The organism is Pseudarthrobacter sp. CCNWLW217 (assembly GCF_037203985.1).
GTDB lineage: Bacteria > Actinomycetota > Actinomycetes > Actinomycetales > Micrococcaceae > Arthrobacter.
The window spans coordinates 329,726-345,899 of record NZ_JBBCBT010000003.1; the positions used below are offsets into that span (position 1 = coordinate 329,726).

The following is a 16,174-nucleotide window of genomic DNA, read 5'->3' on the forward strand; positions in this document are numbered from 1 at the left end:
GGGTGGGAAAACCGCATCGATTCCCTGGAAGGCCCCCCATGTCTGAAACGACTGCCCGCAAATTCGCCCTGCTGCCGATGCTCGGCCATACCAAGGGCAAGCGCAGCGCCGTCACTTGCGCTCTGAAGTGCGACAACGCCTGCGCCGGCGACGTCTGCAACACCAGTTCCAACAGCTACTTCCGCGACATCGCCTCCGCGACCATGTCCCGCCGCGCCGCCCTGGGCTTCGGCGCCGCCGGTGCGCTCGCCGTCGTCCTCGGTTCTGCCGTCACGTCCGCTGAGCCCGCAGCCGCTGCCGGCCTGTCCAAGGCGGCCAAAGAGGGCTTCGGCAAGTCCAAGCTTCAGTTCACGGCCATCCCCTCGGTGGATGCCGCCGTCGACGCCGTCACCGTGCCGGAAGGCTTCACGTGGCAGCCGGTCATCCGCTGGGGCGACCCGATCTTCAACGACGCTCCGGCATTCGACCTGAACAACCAGACCGCCGCCGCACAGGAAAAGCAGTTCGGTTACAACAACGACTACACCGACATCCTCGAGGTTCCCGGCAGCAAGGGCCGCCGCGCGGTGCTGTTCTCCAACCACGAGTACACCAACGACGCCATCATGTTCCCGCCCACCATGCCGGCAGACCAGGTGCGCGCTGTGGGGGCAGCCGCGCACGGCCTGTCCGTGGTGGAGCTGGAGCGCAAGAACAAGACCAAGCCGTGGACCTACGTCAAGGGAGCGGAACTGAACCGCCGCTACCTCAACAGCACCGTCTACGAACTGACCGGTCCGGCCGCTGGCTCCGCCCTGGTCAAGACCGTGGAAGACCCCGCAGGCCGCTTTATCAAGGGAACCCTGGGCAACTGCGCGGGCGGCACCACCCCGTGGGGCACCATCCTGTCCGGCGAAGAAAACTTCCAGGGCTACTTCGTGGGCAACGGCACTTCCGCCGGCGACAAGCGCTACGGCATCACGTCCAAGCCCACCGCCCGCCAGTGGGAACTGGACGATCCCCGCTTCGACACCCGCAACGCTGGCTTCGAGAACGAGGCCAACCGCTTCGGCTGGATCGTGGAAGTTGATCCGTTCGACCCCACGTCCACGCCGAAGAAGCACTCGATGCTGGGCCGCTTCAAGCACGAGGGCGCCAACGTCATCATCGCCAAGTCCGGCCACGTGGTGGCGTACTCCGGCGATGACGAGCGCTTCGACTATCTGTACAAGTTCGTGTCGAAGGACACGTACCGCGAGGGTGACCGCAAACACAACATGACCCTGCTGTCCGCCGGCAGCCTCTACGTGGCCAGGTTCACCGGAAACTCACCCGCCGCCGAGATCACCGGCACCGGCTCAGTCCCCTCCGACGGGGCCTTCGACGGCACGGGCGAGTGGCTGCCGCTGGTGCTGGATGGCAAGTCCGCCGTGCCGGGCATGTCCGTGGAAGAGGTCCTGGTGTACACCCGCCTGGCCGCCGACAAGGTCGGGCCCACCAAGATGGACCGGGCCGAGGACGTGGAGCCGAGCCTGCACACGGGCAAGGTCTACGTGGCCTGCACCAACAACTCCAACCGCGGCACCGGTACGAACGAGGGCGCCAACGAGGTCAACCCGCGCAACCAGAACCGTGACGGCCACATTGTGGAAATCACCGAAACCGGCGACCAGACCTCCACCGCCTTCACCTGGAACCTGCTGATGGTCTGCGGCGATCCGGCCCAGGGTGACGTCACCTATTTCTCCGGCTTCCCGGTGGACAAGGTTTCGCCCATCTCCTGCCCGGACAACCTGGCGTTCGACTCCGTGGGCAACCTTTGGATCTCCACCGACGGGGCTCCCTCCGGCATCGGCCGGGCGGACGGACTCTTCAAGGTCACCCTCGAGGGCGCCGAGCGCGGCAAGGTGGAGCAGTTCCTCGCCGTCCCGCGCGACGCCGAGACCTGCGGCCCCATCATCCACGACGACGAGCGCACCGTTTTCGTCTCGGTCCAGCACCCGGGCGAAGACGGCACTTTCGAAGCCCCGAACTCGTACTTCCCGGATTACGTCCCGGCAGGCACGACGCCGGCACCCGGCCAGGCGCGGGCCCCGCGTCCGTCAGTGGTCCAGGTGTTCCGCGGCTAAGTGCCTCGCTGCGCTCCTGCAGGTTTTGGCCGACGCTCTCTCACTTTTCGTCCCGGGCTGGGCGGCGAGTGGGAGAGCGTTTGGTTTTAACCGACAGGAAGTGAGAGAGCGTCGGTGGGGTGGCAGACTGGACCGGTGACTTCGCCGAACGACTCCACCCTCCATCCAGCATCCGACGACGAGGCCTCCACGCCGTCCGAAACGCCCTCCCTGGGCTCCGTTGAGGCGGCGCGGATCGCAGTCAGCGCGCTGATTGACGGCGGCGTCGAGTACGTGGTGGTCTCGCCTGGTTCCCGCTCAGCTCCCATGGCGTACGCTCTGGCCGAAGCGTCGGCGGCGGGGAAAGTGGAACTGCTGGTCCGGATCGATGAACGTTCCGCCGGCTTCACGGCCCTGGGCCTTGCCCTGTCCACCGGCTCCCCGGCAGCCGTCCTCACCACGTCCGGCACCGCCGTCGGGAACCTGATGCCCGCCGTGATGGAGGCCAACCACGCCGCCGTCCCGCTTGTGGTCTTGTCCGCCGACCGCCCGGAGGAACTGCGCGGCACCGGCGCCAACCAGACCACCATCCAACTGGACCTGTTCGGCGAGCACGTGCGCTTCGCCGCCGACATCGAGGCCGGCACCAGCCCGCTGCGCGCCGTCGAGACCGCGATCTCCGCCGCCACCGGCGCGTTCTCCGACCTCGCTCCGGGCCCTGTCCAGCTCAACCTAGCGTTCCGCGACCCGCTGGTCCCCGCGCCGGGGGAGAAGCTTCCCGCGGCGACCGCCCGGCCTAAGTTCCGCATCGGCACAGACCCCCTCACCATGGACCTTCCGCCAGTCCCCGGTGGCCTGGAGGAACGGCGTACCGTGGTGCTGGCAGGGCACGACGCCGGTCCCGTCGCAGAAGCCTTCGCGCGCGCCCACGGCCTGCCGCTGCTGGCGGAGCCGTCGTCGAACGCCCGTTTTGGCCCGAACGCTGTGGGCCCGTACAGGCTGTTGTTGGAGCATTTCGGGCCGGATTCTTCGCAGCCGGTCGAACGCGTGGTGCTCTTCGGCCGGCCGACGCTGTCCCGGCCTGTTGCTTCGCTGTTGGCCCGGGCGGAGGTGCCGTCCGCGCTGTACCAGCCGGTTCCGGTGGCCTGGTACGAGCCCGGGCGTCGCACGGAACTGCCGCTGGAAAGCCTGGCCGAGCTCGCCGATTTCGCTGGCCGTGGGCCTTCGTCCTGGCTGGATGCCTGGCTCCTGGCAGGGTCGGCCGCGCAGCATGCCCTCGACCAGGTCCTGGCGGGGGAGGCCGCCGCCACGGGGCCATCCGTGGGCGCACTCGTGTGGCAGCAGTCGCATGGTCAGCTGGTGCTCGGTTCCTCCAACGGCATCCGCGACGTGGACCTCGCAGGCCTGCCCGCAGCCGAACCTGCCGCAACCGTGTACGCCAGCCGCGGCCTCTCCGGGATCGACGGCACCATCTCCACTGCAACCGGAATAGCCCTCGGCGGCCGGCAGCAAACCACCCTACTGCTGGGCGACGTCACCTTCCTGCACGACGCCGGCGGCCTCCTTCTCGGTTCCGGGGAGGCCCAGCCGCCGCTCCGGATCGTGGTGCTTAACGACTCCGGCGGCGCCATCTTCGACCTGCTGGAGCACGGTTCAGTGCGCGAAGCAGGGACGTACGGGGACGCCGTCGAACGCCTTTTCGGCACCCCGCACACAGTGGACCTCGCGGCACTCGCCGCAGCGTACGGCGTCGGGCATTGCTCGGTAAGCACGACGGCGGCACTCGCCGAGGCGCTCGTCCCACCGATCGAGGGCCGCAGCATCATCGAGGTGCGGACTGACCGCCACAGCCTCCGCGCCCTGCACGCCCGCATCAAGGCGGCTGTGTCCGCCGCGGTCAGGGGAGTCCTCGCAGGGTAGTTTCCGCGACGCGGTTTCGGTCCACGGACGCGGATTAACGAGTGTCTTCGGACCGAACCTGCATCCGGCAGCGATGGCGGGTTGTCCACATACGGGGCTCGGTGCCTTACCCGGCCCTTCGCGGTGGTGCGACCGTTTGGGTATGAATCCTCTTCCCCGTCTTATCCTGACGCGACACTTGGCCGAGGTCGAAGCGAGTACCCGCCCGCTGCCTGCCGCAGTAAAGGCAGGTTCGTTGGTGCGGATTCGGCAGGGTGTCTACGTCGAGGCGTCTGCCTGGGCTGGGCTCGCCGTATGGCAGCGCTACCGGCTACGGATCGAAGCGGTAGCTGAAACTGCCATCCTCCCGGTAACCTTCTCGCTTCATTCCGCCGCCTCAGTCTGGGGTATTCCCACTATCCAGCGGGGCCAGCCCATCCACGCCCTTACGCTCTTCCGGGGAGGCGGCAGGTCCCGCGCGGGTATTCGGAGGCATCTAGTTGAACCGGGAATGCTCGACGCCGAAATCGTGGACGGTCTGTCCGTTACCTCGCGTCAAACCACGGTGCTTGATATTGCGGCAACCGTTCCGTTTGCCGAGGCTGCGGTTCCACTGGATTACGTGTTACGGCCGGACCCGGCCCGGGGCCTTCCGGCGCTCACAAAGACTGAACTCCTCGCAGCCATGGCCGGGCGATATTCCGCTGCAGCTGAGCGGCGTGTCAGGTCGGCGGTGGAGTTTGCTGATTTCCGCTCCGGGTCTGCGGGCGAATCGTATAGCCGCGGGCTCATTCATATGGCTGGCTTCGAGGCACCCATCCTGCAATATGAGGTTCGGACTTCCGTTGGCCGTGTGGCTTTCACTGACTTCTACTGGGAAGGCAGCAGGACCGTGGGGGAGTTCGATGGCATCGAAAAGTACCTCAAGCCGGAGTACCTCAAAGGGCGGACGCCCGGGCAGGTTGTGGTGGACGAAAAGCTGCGGGAGGACCGGATCCGGGCAACCGGACGGAATGTAGTGCGGTGGGTGTGGAATGACCTGTGGAGGGGAGGACTGGAAGGCATGCTGTCCCGCGCAGGCGTACCCCGACGTCCACGGTCCTCATCAGGACGCGGTAAGCGACCCGGGACGCAGAATCGGCCCGGGGACACCCAAAAATGAGAGTCCTCGGGCCGATTCCGTGTCCTACGTTCAGGCGGGCCTATTCCTCGATCTCGATGTGCGTTGGATCCAGGACGCGGCGCAGGAATTCCTTGGTGCGGGCCTGGGTGGGGGCGGAGATGACCCGTTCGGCCACGCCCTCCTCCACCACGACGCCGCCGTCCATGAAGACCACGCGGTCGGCCACTTCGCGGGCGAAGCCCATCTCGTGGGTCACCACCAGCATGGTCATGCCTTCCTTGGCCAGGTTCCGCATAACGGAGAGGACATCGCCAACGGTCTCGGGGTCCAGCGCAGAGGTGGGCTCGTCGAAGAGCATCAGCTCGGGGTTCATGCTCAGCGCCCTGGCAATGGCCACGCGCTGCTGCTGGCCGCCGGAGAGCTGGTCCGGGAAACGGTCGGACAGGTGCCCCAGCCCAACGCGCTCCAGGTTGTGCTGCGCCACCTTGTCCGCCTCGGCCTGGGAGCGCTTGAGCACCTTGGTCTGGGCGATGGTGCAGTTCCGCTTGGCATCCAGGTGCGGGAACAGGTTGAACTGCTGGAACACCATGCCCACCTTGCGGCGCATCCTGTCGATGTCCACTTCAGGGTCCGTGGCTTCGAAGCCGCCCACGTGGATGGCGCCCTCGTTGGGCTGCTCCAGGAGGTTGACGCACCGCAGGAGAGTGGACTTGCCCGAGCCGGACGGGCCGATCAGGCACACCACTTCACCGGGCTTTACTTCCAAGCTGATGCCCTTGAGCACCTCGTTGGTGCCGTAGGACTTGCGCAGGTCTTTGATGGAGACACCTGCCGCGTTGACGGTGCCGGGGTTGCCGGCGGAGGAATTTACGACGTCGTTCATGGCTTCCCTGCCTATCGCTTGGTCCGCGCGGAGCGGCTTTCGAACTTCCGGGCCAGGAGGCTCAGCGGGATGGTGATGACCAGGTAGAAGGCACCTGCGACCAGTAGCGGCGTGAGGCCGGCACCCAGGCTGGAGATGCCGTCGCGGCCGAACTTAGTCAGCTCGTACTGCGATGCCGTGAGGCCCAGGACGTAGATCAGCGACGAATCCTTGGTCAGCAGGATGACCTCGTTGGTCAGCGGCGGCAGGACGATCTTGAATGCCTGCGGGATGACGATGGAGACCATGGCCCGCCACTGGGGCATGCCCAGCGAGCGTGCAGCCTCCAGCTGACCCTTGGGCACAGCCTGCAGGCCGGCTCGCAGGGTTTCAGCGATATATGCCGAGGCGACCATACCCAGCGAAACCATGACCACGATAGTCACATTCCAGGAAACGCCGAAGGCCAGGGGCACGCCGTAGCCGAAGGCGATGAACACCAGCAGGGCCGGGATGCCGCGGAAGAATTCGATGTAGCCTGTGGCAATCCAGCGGTACAGCGGGAAGCTGGAGAGCTTCATCAGGGCCAGCAGCAGGCCGCCGGACAGGCCGACGACGAAGCCGAGGAAGGTGTAGATCAGGGTGTTTTTCAGGCCCACAAGGAAGATGTCCGGGAACATCGGGCCGATTTTGCCGAAGTTGAAGACGCTGTTGCCGGTGGTCTTCCAGTCCGTGGCGAGGACCAGTGCGGCCATGGCCACAATGAAGATGCCAATCTGGACATACAGGCTAACTCTGGCCCGTTGACGTGCGGTCATTGCCATGGGGTGCTCACATTCGTAGTGCGTGGCTGAGGCCCCGGACGTACTGCGGTTCAGCGTGTCCGGGGCCCCGGCGGCGTGGTTCTCAGGGCGGCGTTGGCCTCAGTTGAACGGGGCCGAAGCGCTGGCTACTTGGCGACTTCGCCGAACCAGGTGGTCTCGAACTTCTCGAGGGTGCCGTCGTCGGTCAGGCGCTTGAGCGTCGCGTTGACCTTTTCGGCCATGGCAGTGTTGCCTTTCTTGATGGAGATGCCCAGCTGCTCACCCGTGGCGAACTTCTCCACCGCCTTGAAGGAGGAGTCGTCCTTGATGGCGTAGCCCAGGACGGACTGGTTGCCCAGCGCGGCGTCGATGGTTCCGGCCTTCAGGGCCTGGACCAGGAGGCCGGTGTCCTCGAACTGCTGTGCGTCGAGGCCCTTCTCGGTGGCGTAGTCGGCGCCGGTGGTGGCCTGCTGCACGCCCACCTTCTTACCCTTGGCGTCGTCCAGGCTCTTGATGCCGGAGTCCTCGCTGGCCACCAGGGCCAGGTCGTCGTCGAGGTATGGGGTGGAGAAGTCCATGACGGCCTTGCGGGTGTCCGTGATGGAGATGGAGGAGATGGAGACGTCGCACTGTGTGAGAGCCGTGCCGGTCTCGATAGCTTCGAAGGAGCTGTCCACTACGTTCAATTCGGCGTTGAGGTCCTTGGCCACCTCAGCGGCGATGTCCATGTCAAACCCGACGATTTTGCCGTCCTTCTGGAATTCGAAGGGCTCGTAGGGGACGTCCGAGCAGACGGTGAGCTTACCGGCGTTGACGAGCTGGATGCTGCCATCGGAGGCTGCCGGGGTGGAGCCTCCGCCGCCGCAGGCCGTGAGGGTGAGGGCGCCGGCGGCGAAGATTGCTGCTGCCTTGGCGGTCATTTTGGCCGTGGCCAGGGACTTGAGCTGCATATTTCTTACCTTTTGTTGCAGGGGGAATGCCGTACTAAATCGGTTCATAGTGTAGCGCCGAAAAAGAGATTTGCATCACAGGAAACTTAGTTTCACTATTGGATAACTAAGTTACCGCTAATTTCAAGCCTAGACGAGGGGAAGGTGTCTCGGATTCCGGACACCCCGCCCAACTAAGTAGCAGCAGATGTCGTTCTGAGGCGTCAAAACGACATCTGCTGCTACTTAGTTGGGGAGCGGGGAGGGAACCTAGCTCCTGATGCCCAGCGACTCCAGCATCGGGCGGAACTTGGCCCAGGTCTCTGCCAGCTCAGCTTCGGGCTGGGAACCGTCCACTATGCCGCAGCCGGCATACAGGCGCACGGTGGTCGGCGACTCAATGACAGCCCCACGCAGCGCGATGCCCCACTCGCCGTTGCCGGCCGCATCCAGCCACCCCACGGGCCCGGCATACGGGCCTCGGTCCAGGTGTTCGAGCTTGCGGATCAGTGCACCGGCCACCAGTGTTGGCGTACCGCAAACGGCGGCGGTTGGGTGCAGGGCGTTGATGAGTGCCAGGCAGGTGGGCACGTGGCCTTCCACCTCGGTCAGTTCGGCCTTCACGTCCGACGCCAGGTGCCATACATTGGGCAGTTCGAGGATAAAGGGCTCGTCGTGCGCGTTCATGGCCTCGGAGAACGGCGCCAGCTGTGAGGTCAGCGACTGGATCGCGATCTCGTGTTCGTGCCTCTGTTTCTCGGATCCGGCCAGCACGCGTTCGGCGTAGTCCATGGGGATGCCGGCCTCGCCGTGCGCGTCGCGGCGGTCCAGCGTTCCGGCCAGCACCCGGGCTTGGGCAGTCCGGCCCTCCACCTGGATCAGCATCTCCGGGGTGGCGCCCACCAGCCCGTCCACACCGTACGTCCAGCACTCGCGGTACCGGGCAGCGAGTTCGCGCAGCACCTTGGCTGCGTTCACGCCGGTAGGCACGGTGGCCACGATGTCACGCGCCAGGACCAGCTTCTCCAGCGCCCCGGTCCGGATCTCCTCGACGCCTGCGGCGACGGCGGCCATCCAGTCCTCTTCACTCAGCGACCCCGTGTGCAGCGTCGCACCGGCAGCCAGTGGCAAAGGGCGGACGACGGCGTGACCCGCCTTGGCGGGAACGGCAGGGGAGGTGCCGTCCCCGGCCGCCGGAGTTGCCGGAGTCGGGCTGTCCGTAAAGGTGAGGGGGGCGCCAGGGTTGCCGCTACTGAGCCAGCGCTCCAGGGCAGCGAGGGCGCCCGCCTCGGTGAGCGCGACGTCGTCGAACGTTAACTGGGTGACCCAGAAGCGGCCGTCCCGGACGCCCACCACGATTTCCGGCACGATCAGCCGGGACTCGTGGGCGGACTTTTTGGAGAACGCGAACGAGCCGAAAGCCACCGGGCCCGTGCCCGGCAGTTCCACGGAGTCTGCGATCTCCGCTTCCAGGACCAGGTGGCGCCACCAGATGTCTGCCTCAAGGAAGCGCTCGGGACCTGTGGCGGTAAACCGGGCGATTTCGCCGAAGCCCACCAGTCCGGCTTCGCGGCGGGTCCAGCAGAGGACGTCGTCCCGGACCAGAAACTGAGGCAGCCCCCCGGGAGATGCTTTTTCATCCAGGGGGACTGTCAGAGTGCGGAACGTTCTCGTCATGATGGGTCCACAGTACTTGAAAGTACTTGGGCCCCTAAGTACTTCTAAGTATCGCAATTGCGCACTCAGCCCCGGAAACCGGCCGTGGTTAGGGGGCCCGCAGAACATTTGAGACAATGACTGGGTGAACCGAGCATCCTTGGATAAGCGTCCGGACGAAGTAGCCACGATGTTTGACGACGTCGCACCTAAATACGATGTCGTCAACGATGTCCTCTCCATGGGGCAGACCCGCCGCTGGCGCAAGGTTGTGGTGGAAGCCATGGAAGTCACGAAGGGCCAGAGAGTCCTGGATCTTGCCGCAGGAACCGGTACCTCAAGCGAGCCATATGCCGATGCAGGCATAGACGTAGTCGCGTGCGATTTCTCCCTCGGAATGCTCAAAGTTGGCAAGCGCCGCCGCCCCGACATCAATTTTGTTGCCGGTGACGCCACCAACCTGCCCTTCGCGGATAACTCCTTTGACGCCAGCACCATCTCGTTCGGGCTGCGGAACGTCAATGAGCCGAAGAAGGCCCTGGCCGAGATGCTTCGGGTGACCAAGCCGGGCGGCAAGCTGGTCATCGCCGAGTTCTCCCAGCCGGTGGTTCCGCTCTGGCGCACCATGTATACCGAATACCTCATGCGTGCCCTGCCAGCTATCGCCATGAAGGTTGCCTCCAATCCGGACGCCTACGTTTACCTCGCCGAGTCCATCCGCGCCTGGCCGGACCAGGACCACCTGGCCGCGTGGCTGCAGGAATCCGGGTGGGAAAAGGTCACGTACCGGAACCTCACCGGCGGAATCGTGGCGGTCCACCGTGCCACCAAACCGGTTGAAACCGGCCCTGACGGAGCTGCCGCCGCCATCGCAGCGAATAAGGGCCCCGTGGCCAAGCTCCGCCGCAACATCGTCCGCTGACCGCGTGAAAGTACTGATCGTCGGCGCGGGGCCGGCTGGCTCTACCGCCGCGTATTACCTTGCCAAGTCCGGCATCAGCGTGACCGTCCTGGAAAAGACCAGCTTCCCTCGGGAGAAGGTCTGCGGCGACGGCCTAACACCGCGGGCAGTCCGCGAAATCCAGAAACTCGGCCTGCCGCATCCCGAAGCCGATGGGTGGCGCCGCAACCAGGGCCTTCGCCTGATCGCCGGCGGGCGCACCATTGAGCTGCCCTGGCCCGAGGTTTCCGACTTTCCGCAGTATGGCCTGATCCGCACGCGCCTTGGTTTCGATGAGGAACTGGCGCGTCACGCCCGGGCGGCCGGCGCCGAGGTCCTGGAACGGCACAGCGTCACCGAGGTCCTGCGCTCGGAGGACGGCCGCGTGACCGGTGTCCGCGCAGCGCTCCTGGACGAGTCCGGACGCAAGACGGGACAGTCGCTCGACTTCAGCGCCGACGTCGTACTCGCCGCCGACGGAAATTCCACGCGCACCGCCGTGTCAGCAGGCCTCCAGAAGCGCGACGACCGGCCACTCGGCGTCGCCGTCCGCACCTACTTCCAGAGCCCTCGCCACGACGACGACTGGATGGAAGGCTGGCTGGAACTCCCCGGGCGGGACGGAAGTCTGCTCCCCGGCTACGGCTGGGTCTTCGGCGTCGGCGACGGCACCTCCAACGTCGGCCTGGGTATCCTCAACTCCTCCAAGGAATTCGGCAAGCTGGACTATAAGCAGGTTCTGCGTGAATGGACCGCCGGCTTGCCCGCCGACTGGGGCTTCACCCCGGAAAACCAAGTGGGCGAAATCCGTGGCGCGGCCCTCCCCATGGGCTTCAACCGGACGCCGCACTACTCGCCCGGCCTCCTGCTCCTGGGCGACGCCGGCGGCATGGTCTCCCCGTTCAACGGCGAGGGCATCTCCTACGCGATGGAGTCCGCGCGGTTCGCGGCCGAGTTCATTATCGACGCCTCCGCACGCTCTTTGGCGGCGGGCGGAACGTACGACGCCGATGCTCACCTTTCGCGGTACGCGGACTATGTGCGGGACCAGTGGGGATCGCACTTCACGCTTGGCCGCGCATTTGCCGCGCTGATCGGCAAGCCCGCCGTCATGAAGCTTGCGCTCCGGACCGGGATGCCTATTCCAGTCCTGATGCGCTTTGTGGTGCGGCTGCTGGCCAACCTCACCGATCCGTCCGCCAAGGGCTTCGAGGACCGGGCCATCCGCGTCCTGGAGTCGCTGGTTCCGGCCACGTCCAATACACCGTCGGCCTCGAATCAGCGGTATCCGCAACAAAAAGTTAGGGTTAACCCGTGACCAACTCCGCAGACCACAGCTGGACGCATGCCGGGCACGGCCTGCCGGACTCCGAACCCAGCCTCAATACCACCGCCATTGCCACGGGACTTCAGCTGCCCGCGGGCTTTGCGGCGATCGCGGAGGACGCCGAACTGGGCCCCGCCATCACCAACAACCTCGCGCGGGTAGAAAAGAAGCTGCGCGAAGCCATTGCCAACTCGGACCCCCTGGCTGACGCAACGTCGCGTCACCTGGTGGAAGCCGGCGGCAAGCGCATCAGGCCGCTGCTGACGCTGCTGTGCGCCCACCTCGGCGACGCATCCCTGCCTGCCGTGGTGCAGGCGGCCGTAGTGGTGGAACTGACCCACCTGGCCACGCTGTACCACGACGACGTGATGGACTCCGCCCCGTTCCGCCGCGGCGCCCCCACTGCCCATGAGGTCTGGGGAAACTCCGTGGCCGTCCTCACCGGCGACCTCATCTTTGCCCGTGCGTCCATCCTGGTGTCCGAGCTGGGCTCCCGAGCCCTGGGCATCCAGGCCCGTACCTTCGAGCGGCTGTGCCTGGGCCAGCTGCATGAAACCGTTGGTCCGCGCCCGGACGAGGACCCGGTGGAGCATTACCTCTCGGTCATCGCGGACAAGACAGGGTCATTGGTGGCTGCTTCCGGCCAACTTGGCGCCATCTTCGCCGGCGCTGACCCCACGTACGAGTCGGTCCTGGTGGAATACGGCGAGAAGGTGGGCGTAGCCTTCCAGCTTGCTGACGACGTCATCGACGTCACCGGCATCAAGGTCAAGTCCGGCAAGTCCCCCGGGACCGACCTCCGCGAAGGTGTCCCCACGCTCCCTGTCCTGCTCCTGCGCAAGGCTGCCGAGGATGGCGACCACGCCGCCGTCGAACTTTTGAAGTTGATTGACGGCGACCTGACGTCGGATGAGGCTTTGGCCGCTGCGGTTGCCGGGCTGCGCGAGCATCCCGTGACTGCCGAGTCCTGGGTTGTTGCACGCCGCTGGGCGGATGAAGCCATTGCAGCGCTGGCTCCCTTGCCGGAGGGCGTTGTTAAGACGTCGCTGTCTAATTTCGCCCTGGCTGTGGTGGACCGCGCCAGCTAGTCCTTTGAGGGGCCCGGGTCCTCTCTTTTCATCGATTGCTCCGTAACCGCCCTTTCGACACCTCAAAACGGCAGTTATGGAGCAGTCGATGGGGGGATGGGGGTGCTTCTTAAACGGAATAGCCCCGATTCTCAGCAACGATACGAGTCATTCGTTGCGTCGAACCGGGGCCATTTCTCCGTTCGCATCAGACCCGCCGGAGGCGTTTAGCGGATCCGTGAACAGTCTATGACAGCCTTGTCACAAGATGCAAGTCTCTTGTTACTGAGCGTGTCACAGGCTTTTCCGGCGTTTCTGACCGGATTGCGTCACTTATGGGCGCTCTGCTGAGCGTGGCCCGCGTCATGGCGGGGTTTGCGGCGGCGAAGGGCGTCAATAGTTACGCATCTTGGTCGCGGAGTCCGCTCATTGTGCTGGCGTGTTGTCCACATAGGTGTGATGCTCCCTCCCGCCCGCACGCCCACAGCGACACTCTGGGCTGATGGACATTATTGACTTCCTGATGAGGCAGGGAGGCGCTGCGCGAACCGGGCAATTGACGAAGGCTGGATTTGGCAGGGCCGCACTCGACCGAGCGGTAGCCGGAGGCCAGGTGGTGCGGGCGAGCCGCGGAGTCTATAGCCTTCCGGCAGGCAGCAGTCTGCGCGATGCTCTCACTCACGGAGGCCTGCTGACGTGCGTGTCTGCGGCACCGGTATACAACTTATGGGTGCTGACGGAAACTTGCGTTCTGCACCTCTGCCGCAGCCATCCAGTTGCCACGTCCAGAATTGTGGAGCATGGCAGGCCCAAACACCCCCGGCATCGGTGGCTGCCTGTCGCAGGGCTGGCGGATGTGTTGCTGCATAGCCTCCGCTGCCTCCCCGAACTGGAATCACTGGTGATGGTTCAGTCGGCCGTGGGCAGGCGCGATATTGAGCTGGAATTCCTTTATGCCAGGTTGCAGGGGCGTCGCAATGGCAGGGCACGGGCCGTGCTGGACCTGGTTATTCCGCGTGCGGACTCAGTGCTGGAGGTCTTGGCCAACACGCATTTCCGGAGAGCCGGCCTTCGTTTGCGGAGGCATGTCTTTATCCCCGGCGTTGGTGAGGTCGACTTCCTTATTGAAGAGTGTTTGGTGGTTGAGACTGACGGGTCAACCCACTTCGAGCCCCAGGCTGTCAAACGCGATCAGCGACGAAACAACAGGAGCGTTCTTGGTGGCTATCTGGTGCTCCGCTATTACTACGCCGATGTGGTCTATTCGCCAGACGAGATGGTTGCAGAGGTCCTCGCAGTCCTTGAACTGAGGCGCAACGGCAAATTCGACTCCAAGTGATTACTGTCCTTGGCGTTCAGACGTCAACTGTGAACCAACTTGCGTAACTTATACCGGACGCCGACAGCCTGAGCCCCGCAAAATCAAGGAAGTGAAGCTGCCGGGGCGCTAAAAGTTACGCATTTGGGGCGGGCGCACCCCGAGGACCTAGTCTTCCTCGTCGTTGAACGCCCACTCGAACATGTCAAAGACGAACTCCGAGAAGGTGCCTTCTTCGCTTTTCCACTGGCCGCGGGCGTTGTTGCGTCGGTAGACGATGGGGTCCGGGACGCCGAGGTCGCCCACGCGGAAGCCCCAGGTGAACTGCTCTTCCTCGTCCTCAAGGAACATCAGGAAGCCCTCGTCATCGACTTCGAGTTCTTCGGGGTCCCAGAAGTAGTGGTAGGCCTCCATCAGGTCCTCGCAGCCACCCAAGGCAAGGTAGAACTCGCGCAGGACCAAGGGAACCTGGAATTGGTGTTCTTCGAGGGCCGCATCAAGCTCGTCGGCGGGCAGCCCGTCTTCTTCCTGCCATTCGTCTTCGAGATACTTCGGAACAAGCGCGCGGAACTTCTCGAGGAACATGTCAGTCATTGTCATATCGTAGCTAATTCCGGGGTGCTCCTGAGCCGCCGCCAGTCCCAGCAGTCCCACCGGCACCGCCACCGGGACCAGGGGAACCCTCCACGCCCCGCCGGTGCCAGCCATGCACCGCCAGCGGAACGTACCAGGCCCGACGCCAGGCGATGACGCGGAAGGCGAACACCACAGCCGCCACGGCGCACGCGGTCGCCGCGTTAAAGGAGCCGGTCACCCAGAGGAGCGTGGTCAGGGCCGCCCCGCTGAAGGCCGGCAGTGCATAGAGGTCCCGGGGGTCGAACAGCTGCGGCACCTCATTGGCTGTAATGTCCCGCAGCAGGCCCCCGCCCACCGCCGTCGTCACTCCCAGCAGCACCGCGGCAATGGGGTTCATCCCCATCGTCAGGGCCTTCAGCGTGCCGGTGATGCAGAACAGGGCCAGCCCGCCGGCGTCGAACAGGGTCAGCAGCGAGGTGTACCGCTGGAAGCTGGGAAACAGGAAGTAGACCAGCACTGTGGCAAGGACCGGAGGTGCAAGGTACGCGGGGTTGGTGAAGGCCGCCGGAGGTCCGGCAGAAAGGATGATGTCGCGGATCACGCCGCCGCCCAGGGACACCAGCGAGGCCAGGAGCAAGGAGCCAATGATGTCGAACTGCTTCCGCGCCGCCAGCAGGGATCCGGAGACCGCGAAGAAGAAGACGCCAGCCAAGTCCAGCCAGACCAGGGCGATGTCAAAAGGAAATGTCATGGAGCGTCCCGGCGGATTTCAAGAGGGCGGACAGGGCGGCTCCAACGTTACGCTAGCGGGTATGAACAGCCCCATCATGATCGCCTGTGCCCACGGGACATCCAGCGTGCAGGGAGCCGCCGAGGTCAACGCCCTCCGCGACGCCATCGCCGCCCTGCGCCCGGGACTCGATGTGCGCGAGGCCTATGTGGATGTGCAGCAGCCGGACCTCGTGGACGTGGTGGCGGGACTGCCGGAGGGGAAGTCCGCCGTCGTGGTGCCCCTGCTCCTGAGCGTGGGGTACCACGTCAAGGTGGACATCGCCCGGACCGTAAAGAGCCGTCCGGGCAGCCTGGCCGCGGCGCCGCTGGGCCCGGATCCCAGGCTCGCAGCCCTCCTGGACCAGCGCCTCCGCGAAGCCGGCGTCACCGACCGGGACAGCATCGTCCTGGCCGCCGCAGGATCATCCAATCCCAACGCCGCCGTCAGTGTGGAGGAACTCGCCAGCCACCTTGGTGAGCTCCGCAGCAACCGGATCGTGCCCGCCTATGGTGCCTCGGCCAAGCCTTCAGTGCCCGACGCCGTCGCCATGCTTCGCGAGGAAGCTGAAGGTGGTGCCGGGGCAGGGGAGTCCGCCGGAGCGGTTGACCTGGGCGGACGCGTGGTCATCGCCTCCTACCTCCTGGCACCGGGATACTTCCACGACCGGCTCGCCAAAGCAGGGGCCGACCTCGTCACTGAGCCGCTGCTGCCCTCGCCCGTGCTCGCCGAGATCGCGCTGGAACGGTACGACGCCGCCGTCGCCAAGGGCCGCGAGGACGCCGAAGCCGCGCAATAGGCAGCCCCGGAATGGGTTC

The 16,174-nt window shown here is 65.3% G+C and carries 14 protein-coding genes and 1 pseudogene; 9 read left to right on the forward strand and 6 right to left on the reverse strand.

Going from position 1 to position 16,174, the window contains the following annotated elements:
• The first annotated feature begins 38 nt into the window (after positions 1–38).
• The 3 genes from V9L18_RS05870 (at position 39) to V9L18_RS05880 (ending at position 5,148) form a co-directional block, all read left to right on the forward strand.
• Entirely contained in the window at positions 39–2,108 is a 2,070-nt protein-coding gene (locus V9L18_RS05870; RefSeq protein ID WP_337346232.1) for a PhoX family protein, read from the forward strand.
• A gap of 210 nt (positions 2,109–2,318) precedes the next feature.
• Positions 2,319–4,007 (forward strand): 2-succinyl-5-enolpyruvyl-6-hydroxy-3-cyclohexene-1-carboxylic-acid synthase, encoded by a 1,689-nt coding sequence (gene menD / locus V9L18_RS05875; RefSeq protein ID WP_337346290.1) that lies wholly within the window; start codon positions 2,319–2,321, stop codon positions 4,005–4,007.
• Positions 4,008–4,149: 142 nt separating this feature from the next.
• On the forward strand, positions 4,150–5,148 hold the full coding sequence (locus V9L18_RS05880; RefSeq protein WP_337346233.1) for a hypothetical protein: 999 nt from the start codon (positions 4,150–4,152) through the stop codon (positions 5,146–5,148).
• A 40-nt stretch (positions 5,149–5,188) separates the two neighbouring features.
• Here the strand turns inward: V9L18_RS05880 and V9L18_RS05885 are convergent, their stop codons facing one another.
• The 4 genes from V9L18_RS05885 to V9L18_RS05900 form a co-directional block, all read right to left on the reverse strand.
• Positions 5,189–5,992 carry an amino acid ABC transporter ATP-binding protein gene (locus tag V9L18_RS05885; RefSeq protein ID WP_337346234.1) on the reverse strand — a complete coding sequence of 268 codons (804 nt, stop codon included), beginning with the start codon at positions 5,990–5,992 and terminating at the stop codon, positions 5,189–5,191.
• 11 nt (positions 5,993–6,003) lie between these two features.
• Positions 6,004–6,795 (reverse strand): amino acid ABC transporter permease, encoded by a 792-nt coding sequence (locus V9L18_RS05890; RefSeq protein WP_337346235.1) that lies wholly within the window; start codon positions 6,793–6,795, stop codon positions 6,004–6,006.
• Positions 6,796–6,920: 125 nt separating this feature from the next.
• Positions 6,921–7,724 (reverse strand): ABC transporter substrate-binding protein, encoded by an 804-nt coding sequence (locus V9L18_RS05895; protein ID WP_337346236.1) that lies wholly within the window; start codon positions 7,722–7,724, stop codon positions 6,921–6,923.
• Positions 7,725–7,973: 249 nt separating this feature from the next.
• On the reverse strand, positions 7,974–9,380 hold the full coding sequence (locus V9L18_RS05900) for an isochorismate synthase (protein ID WP_337346237.1): 1,407 nt from the start codon (positions 9,378–9,380) through the stop codon (positions 7,974–7,976).
• Positions 9,381–9,504: 124 nt separating this feature from the next.
• Here V9L18_RS05900 and V9L18_RS05905 point away from each other — a divergent pair, with 124 nt between their 5' ends.
• From V9L18_RS05905 to V9L18_RS05925, 5 genes and pseudogenes are all read left to right on the forward strand, one after another.
• Positions 9,505–10,281 carry a demethylmenaquinone methyltransferase gene (locus V9L18_RS05905; RefSeq protein WP_337346238.1) on the forward strand — a complete coding sequence of 259 codons (777 nt, stop codon included), beginning with the start codon at positions 9,505–9,507 and terminating at the stop codon, positions 10,279–10,281.
• Positions 10,282–10,285: 4 nt separating this feature from the next.
• Positions 10,286–11,617: a geranylgeranyl reductase family protein gene (locus V9L18_RS05910; RefSeq protein WP_337346239.1), complete on the forward strand. Its 1,332-nt coding sequence runs from the start codon at positions 10,286–10,288 to the stop codon at positions 11,615–11,617.
• Complete coding sequence (locus tag V9L18_RS05915; protein WP_337346240.1) at positions 11,614–12,714, forward strand: polyprenyl synthetase family protein; 1,101 nt, start codon at positions 11,614–11,616, stop codon at positions 12,712–12,714. Before V9L18_RS05910 ends, V9L18_RS05915 begins: the two co-directional genes overlap by 4 nt.
• 502 nt (positions 12,715–13,216) lie before the next feature.
• Positions 13,217–13,282: pseudogene (locus tag V9L18_RS05920) on the forward strand (hypothetical protein); the annotation flags it as partial.
• 315 nt (positions 13,283–13,597) lie between these two features.
• Positions 13,598–14,032, forward strand: a complete 435-nt coding sequence (locus V9L18_RS05925; protein ID WP_337346291.1) for an endonuclease domain-containing protein — start codon at positions 13,598–13,600, stop codon at positions 14,030–14,032.
• Between the two features lie 147 nt (positions 14,033–14,179).
• On the opposite strand, the gene V9L18_RS05930 is transcribed toward V9L18_RS05925, so the two are convergent.
• Positions 14,180–14,605 (reverse strand): hypothetical protein, encoded by a 426-nt coding sequence (locus V9L18_RS05930; RefSeq protein WP_337346241.1) that lies wholly within the window; start codon positions 14,603–14,605, stop codon positions 14,180–14,182.
• A gap of 13 nt (positions 14,606–14,618) precedes the next feature.
• The gene (locus V9L18_RS05935) at positions 14,619–15,338 is read right to left on the reverse strand and encodes a trimeric intracellular cation channel family protein (RefSeq protein WP_337346242.1); all 720 of its coding nucleotides are present in this window, start codon (positions 15,336–15,338) and stop codon (positions 14,619–14,621) included.
• A gap of 61 nt (positions 15,339–15,399) precedes the next feature.
• Here V9L18_RS05935 and V9L18_RS05940 point away from each other — a divergent pair, with 61 nt between their 5' ends.
• Entirely contained in the window at positions 15,400–16,155 is a 756-nt protein-coding gene (locus V9L18_RS05940; RefSeq protein ID WP_337346243.1) for a sirohydrochlorin chelatase, read from the forward strand.
• The last annotated feature ends 19 nt before the right edge of the window (positions 16,156–16,174 follow it).

What these genes read in the sequence shown, in the direction of transcription:
- V9L18_RS05870 (WP_337346232.1), top strand. Translation starts at nt 39, where the DNA reads ATGTCTGAAACGACTGCCCGCAAATTCGCCCTGCTGCCGATGCTCGGC.
- V9L18_RS05880 (WP_337346233.1), top strand. Translation starts at nt 4,150, where the DNA reads ATGAATCCTCTTCCCCGTCTTATCCTGACGCGACACTTGGCCGAGGTC.
- V9L18_RS05885 (WP_337346234.1), bottom strand. Translation starts at nt 5,992, where the DNA reads ATGAACGACGTCGTAAATTCCTCCGCCGGCAACCCCGGCACCGTCAAC.
- V9L18_RS05890 (WP_337346235.1), bottom strand. Translation starts at nt 6,795, where the DNA reads ATGGCAATGACCGCACGTCAACGGGCCAGAGTTAGCCTGTATGTCCAG.
- V9L18_RS05895 (WP_337346236.1), bottom strand. Translation starts at nt 7,724, where the DNA reads ATGCAGCTCAAGTCCCTGGCCACGGCCAAAATGACCGCCAAGGCAGCA.
- V9L18_RS05900 (WP_337346237.1), bottom strand. Translation starts at nt 9,380, where the DNA reads ATGACGAGAACGTTCCGCACTCTGACAGTCCCCCTGGATGAAAAAGCA.
- V9L18_RS05925 (WP_337346291.1), top strand. Translation starts at nt 13,598, where the DNA reads ATGGTTCAGTCGGCCGTGGGCAGGCGCGATATTGAGCTGGAATTCCTT.
- V9L18_RS05930 (WP_337346241.1), bottom strand. Translation starts at nt 14,605, where the DNA reads ATGACTGACATGTTCCTCGAGAAGTTCCGCGCGCTTGTTCCGAAGTAT.
- V9L18_RS05935 (WP_337346242.1), bottom strand. Translation starts at nt 15,338, where the DNA reads ATGACATTTCCTTTTGACATCGCCCTGGTCTGGCTGGACTTGGCTGGC.
- V9L18_RS05940 (WP_337346243.1), top strand. Translation starts at nt 15,400, where the DNA reads ATGAACAGCCCCATCATGATCGCCTGTGCCCACGGGACATCCAGCGTG.